This window comes from Trichormus variabilis 0441 (assembly GCF_009856605.1).
GTDB classification, from domain to species: domain Bacteria; phylum Cyanobacteriota; class Cyanobacteriia; order Cyanobacteriales; family Nostocaceae; genus Trichormus; species Trichormus variabilis.
This window is the reverse complement of the sequence record NZ_CP047242.1, coordinates 103247-122788: the sequence shown is the minus strand read 5'-3', so window position 1 is coordinate 122788 and position 19542 is coordinate 103247. Positions and strand designations below refer to the sequence as shown.

The window sequence follows — 19542 nt, the reverse complement described above, 5'->3', positions numbered from 1 at the left end:
CAGTTGTTCACAATCCGTGAAATTGATTCTGTTGAAATTACTTTGAGGAAAAATGCAACGCTCTCTAGCAGTTTATTTGACTACATTTAGCCTCTCACTGACAATTGCTCCCACGGTGCAAGCTGCTTCCTTGAGTGCTTTGCCTCCTAACCCCATTGATGTCCCGAATGCACTGGCCACAAATGCCTTCGGAATTAATAATTATCATCACGTTGTCGGTAGTTTTGCTGATGAAACGACTGTTCGTAGTTTTCTCTTAAACGATAAAAAATTCAGTAATATAGAAGTTCCCAATGCCATCAGCACTACTGCCTTTGACATCAACGATTCCGGTCAAATTGTCGGATTATTCAGCGATGGTACGAGAAATTCGGGTTTTTTATTTGATGGCAGTAATTTGACGACGATTGATGTACCTGATGCGATTGTTACTACAGTATTTGGCATTAACAACTTTGGTCACATTGTCGGTTCTTATGTTGATAGTAGTGGTGTGAGTCGAGGTTTCCTGCTCAATGGCGGTAATTTCACTACCATTAATGCTCCTGATGCTCTAGTAACTTTTGTTACCGATATTAATGATGCGGGGAAAATGGTCGGCTTCTTCGCAGATTCCACAGGCTTAGTAAGCGGTTTTCTGCTAGATGGGGCTAAATTCACCACTATTCAGGCTCCTGGGGCATTTTATACAACAGTATTCGGGATTAACAACCAAGACACAATAGTGGGTAATTTCGCCAATGATATAGGAAATCAGGCATTTTACGCATCTGGTAAATCATTTATACCGATTAGTATAGCTGATGCAGTTTCTATCTCAGCTTTCGACATTAGCGATCGCAATCGTGTTGTTGGTAGCTACTTAGATATCAACAGCATCTCTCACGGTTTTAGCGTCCAAATTCCTGAACGTTCCTCAACATTAGGACTACTGTGCATCAGTGTCTTAGTTTTATTCAAAATCGGTAACAGAAAATCGGTTACTTCATAACAATAGGACGTGTCATTGATTAGGTAAACTGGAATCGGTAATGCCGACGTTAAGTAGGTAGGCTGGAAAATTTATAACTATGTCATTGCGAATGGAACTAAGCAAAGTGTTCGCGCAGTTTTCCCGCATGGTAGCAATTGCAAGGTTTTTAAGCCTTTTAAATTTTGTTACATAGTTAGGTTTCTTTGTGTCTACCTACTTACCCCTCTTCTGTCACTTTACGGTAATTAATGCAGGTTTGATAAAATACTACAAATTGCATTAAAGTGCTGAACTCGATGGAGAAATCCACGATATAGCATTTTTGACGATTTTTCTTTTTGAATCCTCAAAAGCTTCAGTAAAGCACTTTGACTACACTACCCATTTACTACAATATTGCTCCCAGCAAGATAATTGTGCCAAAGGAAATCATGGAAAAGGAATTTCTCAACTTGGCAGAAACGGAGGGGATTAGCGTTCTTCTAAAAGGCGAATTTCTTCACAAACATTACAAAACATAAAATAGCTAAAAGTACTATTCAATCAAGCTTTATCCGTAATTTCCCGATTATCAGATGGTTCCTACGGCGACTTTAGAGTGTTTATTTAGATAGTCTACTAACAAATTTTTCAGTCGCTGACTAACAAAAGAATGTTCAAATACACTAAAGCCTAAATTCCGAGCTTTGGCTAGGGTTTGCTCTGGTGTCAATCCTTCTTCAACCGCAATACTTAATAGTGCAATTCCCGTGGAACGCATTGCTGCTGCACAATGCACTAAAGTGGGTTTTGGAAGTGTTTTTAATGCTTTGAGAACTTCGGTAATTAATTCTTCATTCAAGTCTTCTAGCTTCAAAGGTACATTTACGTATTTCAGCCCTAATGCTTCCGCCACTTGTTGCTCATTGTGGGAAAATCCTAGTTCATCTGGCGATCGCAAATTCAACACTGACTTAAAACCTTCTTGGCTAGCTTGCTCCAGCTGTTCTGGTATGACTTGTCCTGTCGTCGTTAAATTTTCGTTAATCCGTATACTATTGTTCACATTCGCTCCTTCTCAATCTTTTGTGTCTTAAAAAGCTGTTTGAGCTAGCTTCGTGTAGCTAAATAGATAAACAGGCTAAAATTTGCCCAACAGTCGCAGATATTACGTGATTACTGCTAAATCTGCTAGGCATTTATTTTGATTTGCTCATAATATACGGTTTGTATACAGAGTTAATGTATTTACGAAAACAAAATACTTATTTTCGATAGACTTACCGTTGTTTACACTTTATTTATATTCTCAGTGTCAAATTTCTTCTGATGCAGGGGATTTAGGTATACTACGGTAAATCAATAAGCTTATGTGATTTAATTATTCCTACAGGAATTTAGATACAGCCGGAGTCGCCAAGTGAGAGAGATTCAGCGTCCCAAAATATCAACGAAGGCGAAGCAGTTGACCGAATCGGTGATTCGGAAAATGACGAGAATAGCAGGGCCGCACAGTGCAATGAATCTAGCTCAGGTGTTTCCTGATTTTCCTTGTCCGCCGGAATTGAAACAAGCAGCTTTTGACATCCTCTCGCCGCTAACCGCAAGGGGTATTACGGGAGATTCCTAAGACTCACGACCTTTACACGCGAGGAACTTAATTTGATTGCTGAACTATGCCAAAAGTCGGATGTTTTAGCCTTCACCGATGAAATCTATGAACACATTCTCTATGATGGAACTCAACACATATCCCTAGCAACCCTTCCAGGGATGGAAGAGCGCACTATTACTATCAACGGTCTTTCCAAAACCTACAGTGTTAATGGTTGGCGAGTCGGCTATATTTTGGCAACACCTGAATTAACAGGAGCGATTAGAAAAGTCCACGACTTTCTCACAGTTGCTGCGCCTGCGCCGTTGCAAAGAGCCGGAGTAGCCGCAATGCAACTACCACCATCTTACTATGAAGAATTAGCCAGACTTTATCGTCAAAAAAGAGACAGCATTTTAGAGATTTTAGATCAGGTAAGTATTCCTTATTTTGTCCCCAAAGGAGCTTACTATGTCTTTGCCAATATTGCCAAATTTCGCTACGAAAATGCTCTAGAATTCACTAACTATCTAATTAAAGACATTGGTGTAGCCGTAGTTCCCAGTTCGAGATTTTTTAGTCAACCAGAAAAAGGAAATTCATTCATCCGGTTTTGCTTTAGTACAAAACCAGAAACACTACAATCAACAGGCGAAAGATGGCTGAATTCGCAGCCAAATTGAAAAATTAAATAACAGATTTATCAAATTTTTCATAAATGAGTAGGGGTAAATATGGCTACTTATGAAAATATTTTACAAGCAATTGGTCAGACTCCTTTAGTGAGATTAAATCGAGTTACTGCCAATGTTCAATCTCCTATTTATGCAAAAGTAGAGTATCTTAATCCTGGTGGCAGTACCAAAGATAGAATTGCCCTGTCCATGATTGAAAATGCCGAAAAAACAGGTCAAATACAACCAGGAGGAACTATTATTGAGGCCACCGCAGGTAATACCGGTGTGGGATTAGCACTCATTGCCGCAGTTAAAAAATATCGCTGTATTTTTGTCATGCCTGATAAAATGAGTCAGGATAAAATTAACCTGCTCAAAGCTTATGGTGCAGAAGTTGTTGTTACTCCTACCTCTGTACCGCCTGACTCTCCAGAAAGTTATAACGGTGTCGCGGAAAGACTAGCTAAAGAAATTCCCGGTGCATATAGACCAAATCAATTTGAAAACCCGAATAATCCTTTAGCTCATTATTTAACAACTGGGCCAGAAATCTGGGCAGATAGTCAAGGTAAAATTGATGTTTTTGTCGCTGGTATGGGTACTGGTGGGACAATTTCTGGAGTTGCTAAATATCTCAAAGAACAAAACCCAAATATTATTATTGTTGGTGCAGATCCAGAAGGTTCTATCCTCTCAGGAGATAGCCCTAAATCTTATAAAGTTGAAGGAATTGGTGAAGACTTTATTCCGAAAACTTTTAATCGTCAATTAGTTGATGAAATGATTCGCGTCAGCGATAAAGAATCTTTTAATATGGCGCGTCGTCTAGCTAGAGAAGAAGGCTTATTAGTGGGAGGTTCTTGTGGTACAGTAGTAGCCGCAGCCCTCAAGTATGCAGCACGATTATCACAGCCAAAATATATCGTAGTTTTGTTACCAGATACAGGGAGAAACTACATTAATAAAATTTACTCTGATGTCTGGATGCAAGAGAATGGTTTTTGGGAAGGTAAAACAGTTAAAACTATAAAAGTTGGGGAAATTCTGCAACAAAAAACTGATTTTCCTTCTTTAGTTGCTGTTAGTCCTAGTGATACTTTAAGCCAGGCGACAAACTTACTACAGAAACTCAATATCTCTCAGTTGCCTGTAATTGATAATCATCATGTAGTAGGTAGCCTCAATGAAGCATCTTTGATGAAATTTCTCTATGACGGGATTAATTTCTCTAATCAGCAAGTTTTAGCTGTGATGGGTAAACCACTTCCAATTCTCGATGAAAATGTAGATGTTTCTGAAGCTTACCGAGTTCTTTTATCAGGAACAACAGGGATTATTATTACTCGTAATAATATTCCCGCAGGATTAATTACCAGAGCCGATTTAATTAGATATTGGATTAGTCAAAACCAAGAAAAATCAAAGGTAAACAATGGAATTTGAAACTAAAGCAATTCATGAAGGTCAACAATCAGATCCACAAACTGGTGCGGTGATTGTGCCAATTTATTTAACTTCTACATATCAACAAGAAGCCATAGGTCAGCACAAAGGGTATGAATATTCTCGCACTGGAAACCCCACGCGTAATGCTTTAGAAGAGGCTTTAGCAGCGATTGAAAATGGTGAATATGGTTTAGCATTTGCTTCTGGTTTAGCGGCTACTACCACTGTCCTAAGTCTACTTAAAAGCTGCGATCATATTGTGGCTGGCGATGATTTGTATGGTGGTACTTATCGTTTATTAGAAAGGGTGGTAAAAAATTGGGGTGTAACCACCACCTATGTAGATATTGATGATATTTCTAATTTTGCTAAAGCTATTCAACCCAACACTAAACTGATTTGGGTAGAAACTCCTACTAATCCCTTATTAAAAATCATTGATATTGCCGCACTAGCAAATATTGCTGAGCAAAATAATCTTATTCTAGTAGTTGATAACACATTTGCTAGTCCTTACTTTCAAAGACCGTTAGATAATGGTGCTGATATTGTAGTTCACAGTACCACCAAATATTTAGGAGGACACAGCGATATTATTGGCGGCGCAGTGGTGACATCCAATGAGCAACTATATACTGAATTGAAATTTTATCAAAACGCAATTGGGGCTGTTCCCAGTCCCTTTGATAGTTGGTTAGTGCTACGAGGAATTAAAACATTAGCTGTCAGAATGCGAGAACATGAAAAAAATGCTTTGTTATTGGCTCAATTTTTAGAACAGCATCCCAAAGTCGAACGCGTTTATTACCCAGGTTTACCTAGCCATGAACAACATCAATTGGCTAAATCACAAATGTCTGGTTTTGGCGGGATGATTAGCTTGGAATTAAAAGGCGATTTTGCTGATGTAGAAAAATTTGCTTCTCGTCTCCAGTTATTTTTGTTAGCAGAAAGCTTAGGCGGTGTAGAATCATTGCTTTGCTACCCTGCAAAAATGACTCATGGTTCTCTACCACAAGAAGAAAGATATAAACGGGGAATTAATGATAATTTAGTCCGTCTTTCTGTAGGAATTGAGAATGTATTAGACTTGCAAGCTGATTTGGAGAATGCTTTAAGTTGAAAATTTGGAGTTTAGGGAAAAGAGATTCTCATTTTTTGTTGGGGAAGTTGTCGGTAACTCATTCCCTACTAAAAAATTGTGATGTATCTAGGAGGTTGTTTGAAAAGTATTATTTCAAACATCAAAATCTTCAGAACCTAACTCCCCTAGCCCTCTTTCCCCACGTTCGCGTTGCGTAGCAAAGATAGGAAATGAGGGTTTCAAAGCATCTCTCCGCTTGCCTAATGGCAGGTTAACGCTAACGGGTAGAGGTACTCTACGAGAAGCGCTCCGCGCTATGGAGAGGGGTCTTTAGTATCCTTCATAACTTTTCAAACATTCCCTAAGGATTTAGTTACAGCTATTACAAAATTTATGAAAGTCTTTACGAAATACTATGATTCTGCAAAAATATAATACTCTAATCTGACCGAGTTACTGTATTTTATGGTAAAACATAACTTTAGCTGATCTAATCATGATTAATTTTTCTCACAGTACTGTCAGTCAAACAGCTTCATCTTTCACTCGAAACAAGGTAAGACTTGATGTTGAATTTTCTATTCCAGCGCATAATAACCTATTGGCAAAAATTGTTTATTTTCAAATTTGCTAATCAGAGTCGCTCAATATCTATCGTTCCTATAAAATTTACTGGGACATTTATTACTGGCTTATGCCTCAGTCTTTTATTTGCTGCCTGCACAGCTAATAATGCTAGTAATATCACTACTGTGTCTGCTAATAATTCAACTCAGAGTAAAGCATCTGTAGTCAGAATAGGCTATCAAAAATCAGCAATTCTCTTAAAAAGTAAAGGGCTTTTAGAAAAGCGCTTGCAACCTGAAGGAGTATCTGTTGAATGGAATGAATTTCCTGCCGGTCCGCAGCTTTTAGAAGCGATGAATGTCGGTAGTATTGACTTCGGGCATACTGGAGAATCACCACCAATTTTTGCTCAAGCAGCCGATGCTGCAATCACATATATTGCGGGAATTATACCCAGTCCAGCTAATTCAGCAATTCTTGTTCCCAAAAATTCCGATATCAAAACAGTCAATGATCTTAAAGGGAAAAAAATCGCTTTCCAAAAAGGTTCTAGCGCCCATTATCTGCTAGTGCAAATTTTAGAAAAAAACGGACTGAAGTACAGCGATATTCAACCCATATATCTACCCCCAGCCGATGCTCGTGCCGCCTTTGTCAAAGGTAGCATTGATGCTTGGTCAATTTGGGACCCCTTTTATGCAGCAGCCGAAAAATCTGCCGATGCTCGTGTGTTAATTGATGGCACAGGAATTAATAAGCAGGGAGGATATTACCTTGCTAGCCGCAAATTTGCTAACCAGCAACCAGAAATTATTAAAGCAATACTAGAAGAAATTCAAAATACTGAACAATGGTCTGATAAAAATCGCAATGAAGTAGCAGCAACTCTTTCTCCTATCTTGGGCATCGATTTGGAAACGATGCAAAGAAGTACTAACAGAAGAAAATTTGGCATCAGACCAATCACTCCAGAATTAATTACTCTCCAGCAGGAAGTTGCAGATAAATTCTATGAACTAAAATTAATTCCCAAAGCAATTGATGTCAAAGAAGCAATGCTTACACCAGCGCAATATGCAGCTTTTGCACCCAAGAATCCATAATCTGTAATTCACATTTCGTTCTTATGACCAATCCTACTGAGTTATTACATCGTCGTTACGGCGTAGACGCATTCAATGCAGATATTTCTTGGAACGAGACATTATCAACTTTACTGTCTCACCGTTCGATTCGTTCTTACCTTAGTGATTCCCTACCATCAAACACTCTAGAAACTTTGGTAGCAGCAGCCCAATCTGCATCGACTTCCTCAAATCTCCAGACATGGAGTGTAGTTGCTGTCCAAGATGCACAACGTAAGGAGAAGTTATCGCAGTTAGCGAATAACCAAGCGCATATTCGCCAGTGTCCTTTATTTCTGGTGTGGTTAGCAGATTTGGCAAGACTAACATACGTTGCTGAGAGTCAAGGATTATCCCATGATGCTTTAGATTATCTAGAAATGTTTCTGATGGCGGCTATAGATGCGACATTGGCGGCACAAAATGCCGTTGTTGCTGCCGAATCTCTGGGTTTGGGAACAGTTTATATAGGTGCATTGCGTAACCGTCCAGAAGAAGTGGCAGAGGTTTTAAATTTACCGCCTCATGTCTTTGCAGTTTTTGGGTTGTGCGTCGGTTACGCAGATTCATCTGTAAATGTGGAAGTTAAACCGCGTTTACCTCAAGCAGCAGTATTGCATCGGGAGACTTATCAATTGGAGAAACAAGACCAGGAAATTGCTCTTTACAACCAAATCATGAAAGCATTCTACAATTCCCAACAGATGAATGTTGCTGGTGATTGGTCGGAACACTCAGCTAAACGAGTAGCGTTTGCTGAATCTTTATCAGGACGCGATCGCTTGCAGGAAGCTTTGAAAAATTTAGGTTTTAAGTTGCGCTAAAAAAGTAGAAACGCGATTAATCGCGTTTCTACTACCAAGACAAAGAAGCAGTCCCGATAAAGCCGAGACTATTTGAGATTTAAACTGTTTGCAGTTGGAGGTTTTTTTGGAATAATTCTAAGACTTGTTGCCAAGCGTCGGCGGCAGCTTCGGGATTATAGCTGGCGCGATGGTTGCAGAAAAAGCCATGCCCTGCGCCTTCATAGCGAAAGATTTTATGAGGAATTTGATGTTTCTTTAATTCGGCTTCAATTTGTTCTGTGTGTTCTAGCGGGATGCCTTGATCTTCAGTGCCGAAGAAGGCATAAATGGGGGCTTTAATCTTTGAGGTATGGGTAATAGTAGGTTCACCACCACCAGGTGTAGAGTTGATAATCCCTCCACCGTAGAAGGATGCTGTCACTTTAATGTCTGGTAATGTGGCAGCTAAGTAAACAACATGACCACCAAAACAGAAGCCAATTGAACCGATCGCCCCTTTTTGGACATTTGGTAAAGTTCTCAAATAGGCGATCGCACTTTGAATATCACTCAATATTTCCTCTGCTTTAGTCTGATCTTTATAGCCTCTACCACGTTGGATATCTTCCTGGGTATATTTAGCCTCGAAACCGGGAGCAGTTCGTTGATAAAGTGCAGGAGCAACAGCTACATACCCCTCGTGGGCAAACTTCTCAGCAACTTCCCGAATATGAATATTTACCCCAAATATTTCCTGAATCACAATCACGGCAGGGAAAGTTCCCTCTTTTGTCGGTTCAGCGAGATAAGCATCTATTTGCAAATCACCGTTTGGGACTTTAACTTGAGTTGTGCGAATTCCTGTACTTGTCATTTGAGTATTTAGCTTAAAATCTCGTCAAACTACGGCAAACACATCAAGCTACCGTATTTCATAAAAGCATCATTCCACAAGTAAGCAGGAAAGACAAGTACTGTTACCAAGATCCCAGACAGGTCGATCACATCTCCGACAATTCCTGCTAGAAAGACATATTGAAAAACAGGCACTACGGCAATGAGCATAGCAAAATTCCCCCACCACAAAATATACTCTTGACTTTCCCGTAAAATATGCGAAGCTAATAGTTAGTTTAACTAAATATTTAAAAGTGCATCAAACTCGTGACAAGACTTACGGGAAACACTGATTTGTCAAAATCACTTGCCAGTAGCCCTAACGCAGTGATTTTAGAAACCCAAGGACTGACGCGTTACTTTGGTAAAGCGGTTGCTGTCAAAGATTTAAGTATCACAGTCCAACAAGGTGAGGTCTTTGGCTTACTTGGCCCTAACGGCGCAGGTAAAAGTACAGCAATGAAGATGTTGACTACTCTATTGCCCCTAAGTGCAGGGAGAGCAACTATAGCTGGTTATGACGTAACTCACCAGGCGGCGGCTGTTAGACGGCTATTTGGCTATGTACCTCAAGCCCTTTCTGCTGATGGTAGTCTCACAGGTTACGAAAACCTCTTAATTTTTGCCAAGCTATACGATATTCCTGTCAAGCACAGGCAAAGGCGTATTCGGGAAGTGCTGGATTTCATGGGTTTGCAAGCCGCAGCCCATCGTTTAGTACGTAACTACTCCGGTGGCATGATTCGCAAGCTAGAAATTGCCCAATCTATCATGCACCAACCCAAGATTTTGTTTCTTGATGAACCGACTGTAGGACTAGATCCCATAGCCCGCACTCAGGTATGGCAACTTGTGCAACAACTGCGAGCAGATTACGGCACAACCATATTTTTAACCACCCACTTTTTAGAAGAAGCTGATAGTCTGTGTAGCCGAGTGACGATTATGCAGCAAGGTCAAGTTGTGATCACAGGGGAACCCAGTGATTTAAAAGCTTCTTTAGGTAAGCCCAATGCAACCTTAGATGATGTCTTTATTCATTACACAGGGGATCAACTAACATCAGGAGTGAACTATCGTGATACAGCCAGAACCAGACGTACATCTCAACGGTTGGGTTAAGCCAAAAGCTACCCATCGCGCCAATGTGATTTCTACAATTATTCAGATATTTACAAAAACCTTTGTGATTGCCGAGATGGAAGTGCGGAAACTCCGACACGACCCTACGGATTTAATAGTCCGAGCCGTGCAACCATCACTGTGGCTGCTCATCTTTGGGCAAGTATTCTCCCGCATTCGGGCAATTCCTACAGGCGAATTACCTTACCTAGACTTTATGACGGCGGGGATTCTGGCGCAGAGTGTGTTATTTGTCGCCATTTTTACAGGTGGAATGACGCTGATCTGGGAGCGAGATTTAGGAGTTGTGCATAAATTCTTAGCTAGCCCGACACCTAGAGTGGCAATGGTGTTAGGTAAGTCTTTAGCTTGTGGAGTCCGATGTTTATCACAAGTATTGGTAATTTACGTATTAGCATTGATATTAGGTGTTAATCTCAATCTGCATCCCTTAGCTTTTATCCAAGTGCTATTCGTTGTCATGTTGGGAGCAGGTTGTTTCTGTACTTTTTCCTTAATCATCGGCTGTTTGGTAAAAACGAGAGAACGGATGACAGGAATTGGACAGTTGTTAACTATGCCTTTATTTTTTGCGAGTAATGCCATTTATCCCATTTCCATGATGCCTGACTGGTTAAAGTTTTTGTCTCGCGTTAATCCCTTAACTTACCAAGTGGATGGACTACGTGGCACGATGTTAGCGAATGGAACGAGTATCTATGGCTTTGGTTGGGACTGTGCAATTCTCTTGTTAACACTAATAGGCTTAACCCTCATTTGTGGACGACTTTATCCACGGGTGGCAATGTAATTAGCCTTTGAATAGCTCAAATATCCACCCACAAAGGGATAGAAACTTTGTGGAAAGTGCGATCGCTTAACAACCCATCTGTCCCTGTTCATATACTGATAATTTAGTGCTATGTCTCATGAGTACAATAGCGATCGCGCCCCTGTTGTTTGGCATTGTACAGTGCTTTATCGGCTGAAGCGATGAGTGTATCAGGATTAATATCTCCAGCAGGTATAATAGAAGTAATACCCAAACTAAGTGTAACGATATCCTTTATATCAGACTGTGCATGGGGAATGGCTTGATCGTAAATTGCTTGTTGAATAATTTGTGCTACTTTGATCGCTCCTAGTAAGTCAGTATTGGGGAGGAGTATCGAGAATTCTTCTCCTCCGTAACGCGCTAGTAAGTCAGCAGGACGATGAAGCTTCTGTTGCACAGCTTGCGCTATGGTGATTAGACAATCATCGCCTCCAAGATGGCCATAGTAGTCGTTGTAAGATTTGAATTTATCAACATCGAATAAAATCAGTGACAGGGGTTGTTGTTCTCGCGCCAGGCGTTTCCATTCTGCTTTTAGTCGTTCATCGAAGCAACGACGGTTAGCCACCTGAGTCAAACCATCTAGATTTACCAGTTGTTCTAGTTTCTGATTGGCAATTACTAACTCTGCTGTTCTTTCTTGTACCCGTTGTTCTAAGGTTTCAAAAGACGTTTGTAACTGAAATGCCATATTATTAAACGATTTCGCCAGTTGACCTATTTCATCTGTTGAGCTAATTTTGGCGCGGATATTTAAGTTACCTGTTGTAAACTGAAAAACTATATTGGTCAGGTAAATTATTGGTCTTGTTAGCAGTTGCCCAATAGCAAAAGCGATAATTGTCACGACTGAAGCGATCAATACAAATAGAAACATTGCGTCATGAATTTGCTTTTCTACAGGTGCAAGGGCAACAACTAGAGGCTGTGCGAACAAAACAGACCAAGGTTTATATTTTAAACTGGCGATCGCTATCAAATTAACCTGATTACCTGTTGTTGACAAAGTAGTAGTTAAATGTAACTTTTTATTATTCAATGCTTGTTTAAGTTTCAACTCATTAGTTGCTAATTCTCTGATAGGGTCATTAGACAAGCGCCCTTCCCTTTGTAGTTGAGTTATAATATCGAAAGGTAGAGGCACAATTGATTTAAAAAGTAGTTGCGGTGCATGACTATGTGCCAGATAAATATGATTTTCATCTAAAAGAATAGCAAAGGATTTAGCTCCAGCCAGTTCAGTTTCTCTATTTACTAACTGCTGAATCACAGTAGCATTGTATGAAACACGCAAGACACCTAATATATCTCCTTGGGCATTACGAACGGGACTGCTAAAAAAGATAGTAATAAGCTCAGGAATTATCGGCGATCGCTTCATACTAGAAGCAAAGGATAATCCAGTTTGCAGTGGTTTTTGAAAATAATCTTGATCTGATTCATCTTCGCTAATGTCTGATGTATATGTATATGTATCCAATACATTCTTCCCTTTTAAGTCGAGCAACCCATAGGAGATAATATGAACCATATCTTTGCGACTGAGCCGATTTAATGTTTCCGTTGCCAATTGCATTTCGGGGCTATCATCTCGCGCTTTTGGAGTTAGGCTGAGGTAGCCTGCCAAGCCTGGTAAAAGCGCCTCTACGCGCACAGCATTAAGATTTCTATCAATAAAAGCATCTATTCTGTTACTGGTTTGGTTAGCCGCAGCAGATAAAGCTTGCCGAGCGTTGTCAGTTAATGCTGTTTCCGTTGTCTGTTTGTTAATAGATGCCAATAACAGTAACGGAATCAAAGCAACAACGAGAAACGAGGCGATCAATTTTGTCCGGATGCTACCCAAAAGATCATGCTGCATGGCTTTAAACTAGGAAGCAGGGTTCAAGAAGGAAGAATTAAATAAACTTTTTAGCTCAGGAATTCGCGTCAAATTTCCAGCACGAATAAAAAAATCTGCATATACTTTGGCTATTTTGTCGATGGAGTTAGGGTTACTAAATTGAAATAAATTTTGATTTTCATCTAAACTAGTCAGACTTATTCCCTCTAGAGAAATTGTATTGCTAGGAATTTTTAAAGCTTTGCTGATGATAGTGTTTCCTTCTTGAACATTTTCTTTCCAATATTCCGAAGCTTGCAACCATCCCTGCACAAATGCACGAATGTCTCCAGGGCGATCGCGGATTACATCACCGCGAAAGATCATCAAATCTAAAATCAAGCCAGGGGTTTGTTTGCTAGTAAATAAGATATTTCCTCCTATTTTCATAGCTTCGGAAAGATAGGGTTCCCAAGTGTGTCCGGCTTGAATAAAATTTTTTTTCAAGTTTTGAGGAATTTTTAATGCCTCTAATCTAACCAAATTCACATCATTACTGTTTAAGTTGTTAGTTTTCAACATCTCGGTGATGAACAATTCACTAAAACCGCCTAGATTTGCACCCAGCTTTTTCCCTTTCAAGTCAGCAACGGTTTTAATTTGTGGTTGGGCGACTACTACATCTGCACCTGTCGATTCATCTATAACAATCACACCTTGTATATCTAGATTTATTGCACTCAAGATAATAAGATTTCCTAAAGAAGATGTCATCCCATCATACTTACCTGCACTGAAATTGGCTTGTTCCAATTGGATATATCGTTTATGAATTAGTTCTACGTCTACCCCTTGGGCTTTGAAGAATCCTTTTTCTTGAGCAATAATACCTGGATACTCCCCAACAAAAGATCCAAATAGTACTTTCAAGGAAGGGCGTTTGAATTCAGTCGGTGTTGAAGCATGACAAGCAAATAGCAAACACCCGGTAATGAGAAAAATTTTTATATATCTCAGTAGTTTGAACATAGACTGTTTTTATCTCAAAGATTGAGAGCGCTTTTTTCACGAGAGATGGGTGTGCTTTTACCCATTAGTTAACTAAAATATGAACCGTAACCTCAACAAAAGTTCATGCTTTTAGCTGCAAAAATCAAAAATGTTGTGGCAATTATGGTTCAAAGTCATTTTTAACTCAAAATGGAGTAGCCTTGCGATCGCAAAGCTACTCCATTTTGATGGTTCTATTTTATTTTAGTACATTTGAACTAAGTAGGTAGGTAGGTAGGAAAATTTATCGATCTTTTCGGGTTGACAGGTAATTTAAAAGCGTTACAGCTTACCTATTCTTAGTGACGTTCAGATCAGAAGTACTGGCTTGGTTGGAATCAAGTTGTTTGATCAATTTCTTGTCCTCTCCTTGTTCCGCTTCTATAGGTAAGAATCCACCCGCCTGCATTTTCCATAATTTATAGTAAGCGCCACGACGCGCCAATAATTTTGTGTGAGTACCATCTTCGACAATGCGACCTTGATCAAATACTAAAATACGGTCTAAATGGGCAATAGTAGACAGACGATGAGCCACCACAATCACCGTTTTCTCATTCATGGCTAAATCGAGGGTATCTTGAATCGCTTTTTCAGTGATGGAATCAAGGCTAGAGGTAGCTTCATCTAAAATCAGTATTGGTGCATTTTTGAGAATTACTCGCGCGATCGCAATCCGTTGTCTCTGCCCACCCGATAATTTAACGCCGCGTTCCCCCACTAGAGAATCATATCCCTCCTGCATTGGTACGATGAAATCATGAGCATGAGCTTGACGCGCCGCCTCGCTCACTTCCTCATCGGTTGCATCCAGTCGCCCATAACGAATATTTTCCATTAATGTGCGATGGAATAGGGACGGGTCTTGAGGAATCAAGCTGATCTGCGAGTGGAGAGCATCCTGGGTCATGTCTCGAATATCGACTCCATCAATGAGAATCTGCCCCGATTGGGGATCGAATAGACGCAAGATGAGATTAACAAAGGTAGATTTTCCAGAGCCGGAAAAGCCAACCAGTCCCACTCGCTGGCTTGGTTGGATGGTGATAGAAAGATTTTCAAATACTTTCTTCCCATCTGTATAGCTAAAGTTGACTTGCCGAAACTCAATTTTACCTTGGGTGATAGAGTGGGCGATCGCCTGATCTCGGTCAACCAGTTCATGGGGTTGAACAATGGTGTAGACTCCATTAGCTATATTACCGATATGTTCAAAAAATTCTAGAAAGCGTTTACTTAAATTTCTGGCTTCACTAATGATTAACAGTGACAAACTGGTAGCAACTACAAAGTCAGCAGTAGCAATTTGTCCACGGCTCCACAGTGAGAGCGAATAATATAAAGTGCCAATTTTCAAAATGGCAGATGAGATAAATTGAAACCAGCGAATTCGCTCTGAATACCAGTTAGACTTTCTCACCTGTTTGAGTTCGCGCCTTAATTGCTCATTTAAATAGCTGCGTTCAAAACCCAAGCGTGCAAACAGTCGGCTACTGCTGAGATTTGTGACCGCATCTACAATGATGCCAGTTGTCTCACTTCTGGCGGCTGCGGCTTTGCGGGAATAAATTCGGCAGCGAGTTGCCAACCAAAAGGAAATACTGATGAACAAAACAGCCCACGTACCCACGAATGCAGCCAGGGGAGGATAGGCGCGATACAGTAAAATTGTGGAGACAATATAGACAATAATTACTGACATAAATTCAGTAATCAGCATTTGCATTGTCTGAGTCACACCCAAAGAAGTTTCGCCAATGCGATGTGCTAATGACCCGGCAAAACTGCTACTCAGGTAGCGATGGGAATGATGCTGCAAGTAGGCATATAGAGAACGGACGATGTGCTGTCGGTGGATGGGATGAAGAATGGTTTGCAAGAGTCCGGCTGTGCGTCCAAAGACAACTTCACCTACACTCAAAGCGGAGAACAGCATCAGGGGTTGGCTCACCGCATCAAAAATGGACTTGCTGTCCCCTGGCGATCGCGTTACGCTGCGAATAATCTCGCCAATAGCATAGGGCAACATAATGCCACAAGTTGCATGAATCACTTCCGCAATTACCATTGCCACATACCACCAACGAAACTGGTTCACAAAATAGCAAATGAACCTGAAGGTGGTATTGGGTAATTTTGGCGCATTAGCAGCACGTTGAAAAGATTTAGAAAGTCTCGTCTTTTTGATCATGAAATTCGTTATCGTAGTAACTTTTATCTAACTTGAAAGAGGGTGTAGGGGTATAGGGGAAAGATATCTTTCATCTATGACTGTGAAATTTTTTCATCGGGACTGTTCTGTAAAATAAAAATGGACGGCTACTCAGCCGCCCGGTGGCGTTAAACTAACTGTTGTTAGTTAAAACTTACGCACTGAAGCAAAAAACCCTTCTGAGGGTGGTCAATAGTCAATAGTCCACAGTCCAAAAACCGTGATTTTGACTAATAAGGCTCTTGGGATATAAGGGTGTGAGGGAAACAACAAATAGTTAAATCAAGACACCTCATAAATAATGTTCTTCTCCTAAACCCCTACACCCACTCACAAGCGCGACATTCGTCTCTAAACCAACGTGAGTTCGACAAGTCTTTTTCGACCTCTCCCCCAGCCCCTCTCTCTTGAAAAGTTCTGATCGGAGGAAACCTCCGCTCAGACTTTTCGCTCCGACGCGGAGAGGGGAGTAAAGCGCTAAAATATCAACAAAAAAATAGGGTTTTAAAGCCTCTCTCCTTGCAGGGGAGAGGTTTGGAGAGGGGTTTTTGTATTCGTCGAACTCACGTTAAACCATAATTTCTGGCGGTGTGATTGCAGCATACAAATCAGATGGGAGTAAGGCATCACTGATGTTGATTTTCTTGGGGATTACACCTTCTTTAAAGAATAAATCTGCTACACGCTGTTGTTCCGCTATTAGTGCCGGACTTAAACCTCTGCGTCCGGCAAAAGTGCGACGAGACATTACCCTTTCGGCTACATCTTCATCCAGCTTTTGTTGGGTAATCATCAATTTTTTGACTTCATCTCGATTCACTTCTGCCCATTTATCAAGCGCATGAAGTTCCTCAATCAGAATTTTCAGAACACCAGGATTTTCTTGAGCAAATTTTCTATCAGCAATGTAGTAGCCGCCAGGAGAATCCAAGCCAACAGAATCTCTGAGAACACGAATGCGATTCATTTTTTCAGCGATCGCATAGTGGGGATCTCCTGTCATCCAAACAGGGATTTTTCCCTCCAGAAAAGCAGCCCGCGCCTCGATAGTTGCCATACTTTTGATTTTGATATCTTTGATGGTCAAACCAATCGACTGTAAAGCCCTGAGCATAAAATAATGTGATGCCGAGCCTTTTTGAAAATAAACTTCTTGCCCCTTAATCTCCTCAAACTTGGTGAGTGGAGACTCTGGCGGCACTGCAATCACGCTACTTCTGCCGGTTCCTGCGTTTCTTTGTGTACCCACGACATAAACAATGTCTGATCCAGCCACTTGGGCAAAAATTGGTGGGGTTTCTCCCACTGAGCCTATATCAACCCTACGGGCAGCCATCCCTTCCATCAGCTGCGGCCCTTGGGCAAATTGCAGCCATTCTACTTTAATTCCCAGAGGATCTAAGCGTTTTTCTAAAACTTGCCGATTACGGACAAGATCCCCTGCACTTTGATACCCCATGCGGAGAACCTTCGTTTTTATCGCCAGAGAACTGCTACTATTTGCTACATTCTTTTGGCTTTGTTGGCTACAACTTCCCAACAAATAGGCCATAGAAAAACCGCCCAGACTAGATGTAGCGACATTTAGAAAACGACGGCGTTTAATCATAGGTGTTTGATAGATAAAATATTTTGGATTGGAAAGAGTTCAAATTTGCAAAACTAGCGTAGAGAATCACCTCTGCGATATTCGGCGGTGATGTCATCTAATTTTTGCTTCAAATTGTCATCGAGCTTAAGTTCCAGGGCTTTTAGGGTGTCAGCAAGCTGTTCTGGACGACTAGCACCAATAATGGGGGCAGTAATAATCGGATTAGCCAACACCCACGCCACAGCTAGGGTGGTGAGTGATAGGCCTGCGAAGTCTGCTACTGTGCGTAATTCTTCCACAGTATTAAACTCGCGATCGCGCCAATACCTTTCTTGATAACGTTCTGCGGCTGTACCCAAAGTAAAACGAGTCCCTGCTGTTGGGCCTTGAGTCAGGCTGTGTTTACCAGTTAGTAAACCACCAGCCAAGGGGTTGTAAGGAATTACACCCAGACTTTCTTCTTTTGCTAGGGGCAAAAGTTCTCTCTCAATCTCGCGGAATAACAAATTGTAGCGGGGTTGAATTGAGACAAAGCGAGTCAGATTTCGTACATCGGCGCGTCCCAAGGCGCGGGCGAGTCGGTAAGCTAAGAAGTTGGAAACTCCGATGTAGCGTACTTTACCAGCACGTACTACTGTATCTAATGCTTCTAGGGTTTCATCGAGAGGAGTTGAAGCATCATCAGAGTGCAATTGGTACAAGTCAACATAATCAGTTCCCAATCTTCTTAAGGAAGCATCGATGGCATCGAGAATATGTTTACGTGAAGCACCTTGATCCCAAGGCGCAGTCCCGACTCGTCCCACACATTTTGTAGCAAGGATAAAATTGTCTCGTTTGCCTTTTAGCCAACGTCCAATGATTTCTTCCGTACTTCCAGCCGTAGCTAGTCCACCACCCAAAGGATAAACATCGGCTGTATCCAGAAAGTTAATGCCTGCATCGGCGGCGGTGTCGAGAATCTGCCTGGAAGTTTCTTCATCTGTCTGTAATCCGAAGGTCATTGTACCGAGACACAGACGAGAAACGGTCAATCCAGTTTGGCCAAGTTTAGTTGTGGGTAATGTCATGTTAGAAAAAGAATTCTACTCTTAGGCGACTACAGAAGCAGGACGACGGCTCTGTGAAATCAGCCATTGTTGCAATTTTGAGTCGGTGTACACTTCATCAGCAATAAAATGATCCCCTTCAGGTATGACAGTAAAATCTACTGTTCCCCCCAGACCATGTAAGGTATCAACAATCTGCTGTGTATCTTCAACTGACAGTTTTTCGTCTTTTGCACCTTGAAATATTTGGATGGGAATTTCTTTGAGTGCAGCTAGTTGGTTTGCTTCTAGGGTTTTAGGTACACGACCGGAAACCGCTACTAAACCAGCGAAACGACCAGGATGAGCAGCAGCAATATGCCATGCTCCCGCAGTACCTAAGCTGAATCCTGATAGGATGACACGGGAAGGATCTATTGATTGAGAAACGATCAGATTATCCAACAAAGCAATAACATCTGCTTCTCGGTCTACCCAAGTCTGGCCTTCAGGAAGTTGGGGCGCGACAAAAAAGTAGGGTAAGGGGCTGGATTCATCAACAAAACGAGGCAGACCCCATTTTAGTAATACATTTATATCTGTACCGCGATCGCGCGCCCCATGTAGAAACAATACGAGGGGTGCGGGTTTGTTGGTCTCTTCTGCGGCGCGGGAGAATAGATAAGGCAATAAACCAGAACGGCGTTCGATAGACATAGCTATAATTCCTCAAGTTTTTGTGTGGTGGTCAGATCC

At 41.1% G+C, this 19542-nt stretch carries 19 protein-coding genes; 10 read left to right on the top strand and 9 right to left on the bottom strand.

Translation table 11 applies throughout. The features are described from left to right. Positions 1 to 52 precede the first annotated feature (52 nt). Together GSQ19_RS00465 and GSQ19_RS00460 are read left to right on the top strand one after the other, a co-directional pair. Positions 53 to 991, top strand: a complete 939-nt coding sequence (locus GSQ19_RS00465) for a hypothetical protein (protein ID WP_011320841.1) — start codon at positions 53 to 55, stop codon at positions 989 to 991. A gap of 350 nt (positions 992 to 1341) precedes the next feature. Further along, positions 1342 to 1494, top strand: coding sequence for a hypothetical protein (locus tag GSQ19_RS00460; RefSeq protein WP_153228409.1), 153 nt, complete (start codon positions 1342 to 1344; stop codon positions 1492 to 1494). Positions 1495 to 1544: 50 nt separating this feature from the next. Here the strand turns inward: GSQ19_RS00460 and GSQ19_RS00455 are convergent, their stop codons facing one another. Then, positions 1545 to 2018, bottom strand: coding sequence for a protein tyrosine phosphatase family protein (locus tag GSQ19_RS00455; protein ID WP_011320840.1), 474 nt, complete (start codon positions 2016 to 2018; stop codon positions 1545 to 1547). Between the two features lie 354 nt (positions 2019 to 2372). Here GSQ19_RS00455 and GSQ19_RS29915 point away from each other — a divergent pair, with 354 nt between their 5' ends. The 6 genes from GSQ19_RS29915 to GSQ19_RS00430 all read left to right on the top strand — a co-directional run bounded on the left by GSQ19_RS29915 (position 2373) and on the right by GSQ19_RS00430 (position 8268). Beyond that, positions 2373 to 2582, top strand: coding sequence for a hypothetical protein (locus GSQ19_RS29915; RefSeq protein ID WP_224311811.1), 210 nt, complete (start codon positions 2373 to 2375; stop codon positions 2580 to 2582). Positions 2583 to 2614: 32 nt separating this feature from the next. Continuing rightward, complete coding sequence (locus GSQ19_RS00450) at positions 2615 to 3229, top strand: pyridoxal phosphate-dependent aminotransferase (protein WP_011320839.1); 615 nt, start codon at positions 2615 to 2617, stop codon at positions 3227 to 3229. 51 nt (positions 3230 to 3280) lie between these two features. After that, positions 3281 to 4666, top strand: a complete 1386-nt coding sequence (locus tag GSQ19_RS00445) for a cystathionine beta-synthase (RefSeq protein WP_011320838.1) — start codon at positions 3281 to 3283, stop codon at positions 4664 to 4666. Further along, positions 4656 to 5792, top strand: a complete 1137-nt coding sequence (locus GSQ19_RS00440) for a cystathionine gamma-synthase (RefSeq protein WP_011320837.1) — start codon at positions 4656 to 4658, stop codon at positions 5790 to 5792. The genes GSQ19_RS00445 and GSQ19_RS00440 overlap by 11 nt, the downstream gene beginning before the upstream one ends. 527 nt (positions 5793 to 6319) lie before the next feature. Further along, a complete protein-coding gene (locus tag GSQ19_RS00435) occupies positions 6320 to 7423 on the top strand; it encodes a sulfonate ABC transporter substrate-binding protein (protein ID WP_011320836.1) in 1104 nt (367 codons plus the stop codon). Between the two features lie 23 nt (positions 7424 to 7446). Beyond that, entirely contained in the window at positions 7447 to 8268 is an 822-nt protein-coding gene (locus GSQ19_RS00430) for an NADPH-dependent oxidoreductase (protein ID WP_011320835.1), read from the top strand. Between the two features lie 79 nt (positions 8269 to 8347). Here GSQ19_RS00430 and GSQ19_RS00425 read toward each other — a convergent pair whose 3' ends face one another. Both GSQ19_RS00425 and GSQ19_RS00420 read right to left on the bottom strand, forming a co-directional pair. Then, positions 8348 to 9103: a dienelactone hydrolase family protein gene (locus GSQ19_RS00425; protein WP_011320834.1), complete on the bottom strand. Its 756-nt coding sequence runs from the start codon at positions 9101 to 9103 to the stop codon at positions 8348 to 8350. Positions 9104 to 9132: 29 nt separating this feature from the next. Beyond that, on the bottom strand, positions 9133 to 9294 hold the full coding sequence (locus GSQ19_RS00420; RefSeq protein WP_153228408.1) for a hypothetical protein: 162 nt from the start codon (positions 9292 to 9294) through the stop codon (positions 9133 to 9135). 99 nt (positions 9295 to 9393) lie between these two features. On the opposite strand from GSQ19_RS00420, the gene GSQ19_RS00415 reads away from it, so the two are divergent. Further along, entirely contained in the window at positions 9394 to 10248 is an 855-nt protein-coding gene (locus tag GSQ19_RS00415) for an ABC transporter ATP-binding protein (RefSeq protein WP_041456363.1), read from the top strand. Further along, the gene (locus tag GSQ19_RS00410) at positions 10205 to 11059 is read left to right on the top strand and encodes an ABC transporter permease (RefSeq protein ID WP_041456361.1); all 855 of its coding nucleotides are present in this window, start codon (positions 10205 to 10207) and stop codon (positions 11057 to 11059) included. Before GSQ19_RS00415 ends, GSQ19_RS00410 begins: the two co-directional genes overlap by 44 nt. A gap of 109 nt (positions 11060 to 11168) precedes the next feature. Here GSQ19_RS00410 and GSQ19_RS00405 read toward each other — a convergent pair whose 3' ends face one another. The 6 genes from GSQ19_RS00405 to GSQ19_RS00380 form a co-directional block, all read right to left on the bottom strand. Further along, positions 11169 to 12944 carry a diguanylate cyclase gene (locus tag GSQ19_RS00405; RefSeq protein WP_011320831.1) on the bottom strand — a complete coding sequence of 592 codons (1776 nt, stop codon included), beginning with the start codon at positions 12942 to 12944 and terminating at the stop codon, positions 11169 to 11171. A gap of 9 nt (positions 12945 to 12953) precedes the next feature. Beyond that, positions 12954 to 13934 (bottom strand): ABC transporter substrate-binding protein, encoded by a 981-nt coding sequence (locus GSQ19_RS00400; RefSeq protein WP_011320830.1) that lies wholly within the window; start codon positions 13932 to 13934, stop codon positions 12954 to 12956. Positions 13935 to 14244: 310 nt separating this feature from the next. Continuing rightward, positions 14245 to 16146, bottom strand: coding sequence for an ABC transporter ATP-binding protein (locus tag GSQ19_RS00395; RefSeq protein ID WP_011320829.1), 1902 nt, complete (start codon positions 16144 to 16146; stop codon positions 14245 to 14247). Positions 16147 to 16735: 589 nt separating this feature from the next. After that, positions 16736 to 17776, bottom strand: coding sequence for an aliphatic sulfonate ABC transporter substrate-binding protein (locus GSQ19_RS00390; protein ID WP_011320828.1), 1041 nt, complete (start codon positions 17774 to 17776; stop codon positions 16736 to 16738). A gap of 53 nt (positions 17777 to 17829) precedes the next feature. Further along, entirely contained in the window at positions 17830 to 18828 is a 999-nt protein-coding gene (locus GSQ19_RS00385) for an aldo/keto reductase (RefSeq protein ID WP_011320827.1), read from the bottom strand. A gap of 21 nt (positions 18829 to 18849) precedes the next feature. Then, on the bottom strand, positions 18850 to 19503 hold the full coding sequence (locus GSQ19_RS00380; protein WP_011320826.1) for a carboxylesterase family protein: 654 nt from the start codon (positions 19501 to 19503) through the stop codon (positions 18850 to 18852). Positions 19504 to 19542: the final 39 nt, after the last annotated feature.

Excerpts from the sequence above, each read along its gene's own strand:
- GSQ19_RS00385 (WP_011320827.1), bottom strand. The coding sequence starts at position 18,828 with ATGACATTACCCACAACTAAACTTGGCCAAACTGGATTGACCGTTTCT.
- GSQ19_RS00430 (WP_011320835.1), top strand. The coding sequence starts at position 7,447 with ATGACCAATCCTACTGAGTTATTACATCGTCGTTACGGCGTAGACGCA.
- GSQ19_RS00405 (WP_011320831.1), bottom strand. The coding sequence starts at position 12,944 with ATGCAGCATGATCTTTTGGGTAGCATCCGGACAAAATTGATCGCCTCG.
- GSQ19_RS00435 (WP_011320836.1), top strand. The coding sequence starts at position 6,320 with ATGTTGAATTTTCTATTCCAGCGCATAATAACCTATTGGCAAAAATTG.
- GSQ19_RS00445 (WP_011320838.1), top strand. The coding sequence starts at position 3,281 with ATGGCTACTTATGAAAATATTTTACAAGCAATTGGTCAGACTCCTTTA.
- GSQ19_RS00425 (WP_011320834.1), bottom strand. The coding sequence starts at position 9,103 with ATGACAAGTACAGGAATTCGCACAACTCAAGTTAAAGTCCCAAACGGT.
- GSQ19_RS00380 (WP_011320826.1), bottom strand. The coding sequence starts at position 19,503 with ATGTCTATCGAACGCCGTTCTGGTTTATTGCCTTATCTATTCTCCCGC.
- GSQ19_RS00395 (WP_011320829.1), bottom strand. The coding sequence starts at position 16,146 with ATGATCAAAAAGACGAGACTTTCTAAATCTTTTCAACGTGCTGCTAAT.
- GSQ19_RS00465 (WP_011320841.1), top strand. The coding sequence starts at position 53 with ATGCAACGCTCTCTAGCAGTTTATTTGACTACATTTAGCCTCTCACTG.
- GSQ19_RS00440 (WP_011320837.1), top strand. The coding sequence starts at position 4,656 with ATGGAATTTGAAACTAAAGCAATTCATGAAGGTCAACAATCAGATCCA.
- GSQ19_RS00400 (WP_011320830.1), bottom strand. The coding sequence starts at position 13,934 with ATGTTCAAACTACTGAGATATATAAAAATTTTTCTCATTACCGGGTGT.
- GSQ19_RS00390 (WP_011320828.1), bottom strand. The coding sequence starts at position 17,776 with ATGATTAAACGCCGTCGTTTTCTAAATGTCGCTACATCTAGTCTGGGC.
- GSQ19_RS00420 (WP_153228408.1), bottom strand. The coding sequence starts at position 9,294 with ATGCTCATTGCCGTAGTGCCTGTTTTTCAATATGTCTTTCTAGCAGGA.